The organism is Intestinibacter sp., from assembly GCF_022780145.1.
In the GTDB taxonomy this organism is placed as follows: Bacteria; Bacillota; Clostridia; order Peptostreptococcales; family Peptostreptococcaceae; genus Intestinibacter.
On record NZ_JALEXO010000308.1, the window covers coordinates 1 to 2,952 of the forward strand.

The window sequence follows — 2,952 nt, forward strand, 5'->3', positions numbered from 1 at the left end:
GGCAAAAAGAAGGTAAAAAACTTCTCCCTAGGCATGAAACAACGTCTAGGCATTGCAATTACACTGCTTAACAATCCAGAATTTCTGATATTAGACGAGCCTATAAACGGACTTGACCCTCTAGGTGTTGTCGAAATCAGAAAGCTACTTACAAAATTATGCGACGAAAGAAATATGACTATTTTAATATCTAGCCATAATTTACCGGAAATGTACCAACTGGCAACTGATTATATTTTTATAAACAAAGGAGAAATAATAGAAACACTTACTCTAGAAGAGCTAGACGATCACTGCAAGCACTATCTACTTTTACAATCAACTAATACATCGAAGCTAGTAAATGTATTAGAAAGAAAACTAAACACAACTAATTACAAGGTCATGCCAGACAACTCTGTAAAGCTTTTTGATTATATAGACGACAGAGAAACAGTCGGCAAAACATTATTCGATAACGGAGTTGTAATAACAAATCTTTCTAATGAAGGTGAGACTCTTGAGGATTATTTTGTTTCTATGGTAGGAGGTAGTGAAAATGTTTAATTTAATCAAAGCTGATTTATATAAATTAAAAAAATCCACATCTATTAAAGTATTATTTATATTATGCTGTATCGCAGCTACTATTATGTATGTGATTTCAAATCAGTTAACTGAGGGAAATCTAAGCTACGATATAATTGGATTTGGCTCTTTTGTCACAGATTTTCAGATGATCACGCTTGCTAGTGTAGTATTTATAGCTATGTTTATATGTAGTGATTTTGACAACAAAACTGTGCACGACTGTATTTCGAGTGGCTACAGTAGAGTGTCTATAGTCATTTGCAAAACTATATCATATTTTATATCAGTATTAATCTTCTTAATGCCATATGCAATCGTCTCTATAGTTGGAATTTGCTCTGGAAATTCCTTTGAGACATTTTTGCCATCTGTATTTCAAAACATAATGAAAAACGATGCTGAAATTTCTTTTAGTTTTATGGTATTATTAAAAATAATATGTATATGGATAAGCATTGCAATCGTGTATGCCAGCCAAATAAGTATATGTTTAATTATAGCATTTTCAATTAGAAAATCAGTAATCGTAATGAGCTTAGGCTATATCATAAATACCACTATTGCCCAATTAGTCAAACTAGATAAGCTTTCAGATATCTTTAAGCTAACTCCATTTGGCGTTGATTACTCTAAATTAACACTCGAGGCTGGTGCATCTGTATATGGTAAATTTATATTGACTAGTGTAATTTTTATGGCTATTATAATGATTTTATCTTATTTATCTTTTAGAAAAGCTGAAATTAAATAAATGTGAATTTATCAAATTAAGAGGGGTGGTAGAAAATGTTAGTAGCTATTGTCATGTTATGTATTTTAGTTTTTATTTTAATCGCATATATTGCGTTTATCCAAAAACAACTGCGCTCAATAAACAGACAGCTCGACAAAAGACTGAGCGAAAACACTCGACAACCCCTTACTATCGACCTCTTTAACAAAACAATAAACAAGCTTGCTATAAATATCAACCTCTGTCTAAAGCTAGAGGAAAAACAACGACTTGAAGGTATTAGAGAACAAAAACAATTCAAGGAGCTAATATCCAATATATCACACGATCTAAGAACACCGCTGACTGCGATAAAGGGATATCAACAGCTCCTTGAAAAAGAAACTCTATCAAATACTCAACTAGAAAAACTACACACAGCTCAAAAATACACCGACGAGCTGGGCGATTTAATCGAGCATTTTTTTGAATACTCTTATTTAATCACAGAAAGGGTTGAGCCTAGCTTAGAGAAAATAAACCTGACTAATTTGGCGATAGACTGTGTTTTGTCTTATATAGGAATTTTTGAAGAAAAAAATATAAGCGTAAACATAGAGGAAACACCTCCTATTTACGTACTTGGAGACAAAAACATGCTAACTCGCGTCATCGAGAATCTCCTAAACAACTGTGCTAAACACTCCCTAGGAGATATAGATGTCAAAATAGAATCTAAAAGCAAAGCTAAAGTTACATTTATAAATCCTGTAAATCCAGACCTCAACATAACTGTAGATAACTTATTTCATAGATTTTACACCGGCGACTCCACTAGAACTAAATCAACTGGTCTTGGACTTTCTATAGTTGAATTTTTAGTCGAGCAGATGAATGGAGATGTCGGTGCATACTTAGATAAAAATAAAATAGCTATTTTCTTTGAGGTACCACTTTTTATATAAGAGCACATTAAAATTCATCTATGTGCTCTTTTTTGTACACTACTTCTCCATCAAAAAAGGTCATAAGTACCTGCGTATCTCCAATATCCACAGGGTTTATCTCAAATATATCCCTATCCAAGACTATAAAATCTGCACATTTTCCAACCTCTATACTTCCTATCTCGTCATCTCTGAAAATCAAATAAGCACCGTTTATTGTAAAACTTCTGACTATATCCTCTACACTCACTCTCTCATCTTTATTTAACAGCCACTGAGGCTCATCCATATCTCTTACAGGCTCTGCCCCAAAATAACCGGCATTATATAAATTTCTAGTAACTCCAGCCTGCATCGCAAAGAACGGATTTGGGATAGGAGTTACAGAGTGATCTGATGATGATGCGATTTTTACTCCGGCTTTTACAAATGAGTTTAGTGGGTATTCAGCCTCTGCTCTTTTTCCAACTAATTTGTAATCGACTACATCCCACCAATTAGGACCCTTCATATGCCAGTACGGTTGAACACTTGCGATTACATTTAATTTTTTAAATCTATCTATATCCTCTGCTCTAACTAGTTGAAGATGTGTTAGCGCATTTCTGTGATTAGAATCCTCAACCTCTTCAATAGCATCTAGCATAGTCTTAGTCGCATTATCTCCTACTGAATGGACATGTATAGAAAATCCCTCTCTATTAGCCTTTTCAATCGCTATAG

Annotated in this window: 4 protein-coding genes; 3 read left to right on the top strand and 1 reads right to left on the bottom strand. The window is 33.7% G+C overall.

Going from position 1 to position 2,952, the window contains the following annotated elements; translation table 11 throughout:
• The 3 genes from MR593_RS11625 to MR593_RS11635 all read left to right on the top strand — a co-directional run.
• Positions 1-546: ATP-binding cassette domain-containing protein (locus tag MR593_RS11625; RefSeq protein WP_290693047.1), on the top strand; the 546-nt coding region annotated here is incomplete at its 5' end.
• Complete coding sequence (locus MR593_RS11630; protein ID WP_290693049.1) at positions 539-1,321, top strand: hypothetical protein; 783 nt, start codon at positions 539-541, stop codon at positions 1,319-1,321. The genes MR593_RS11625 and MR593_RS11630, both read left to right, overlap by 8 nt.
• Positions 1,322-1,356: 35 nt before the next feature.
• Positions 1,357-2,247 (top strand): sensor histidine kinase, encoded by an 891-nt coding sequence (locus MR593_RS11635; RefSeq protein WP_290693051.1) that lies wholly within the window; start codon positions 1,357-1,359, stop codon positions 2,245-2,247.
• Between the two features lie 7 nt (positions 2,248-2,254).
• Here the strand turns inward: MR593_RS11635 and MR593_RS11640 are convergent.
• Positions 2,255-2,952 (bottom strand): amidohydrolase (locus MR593_RS11640; protein ID WP_290693053.1); only part of this gene is annotated, 698 nt, incomplete at its 5' end.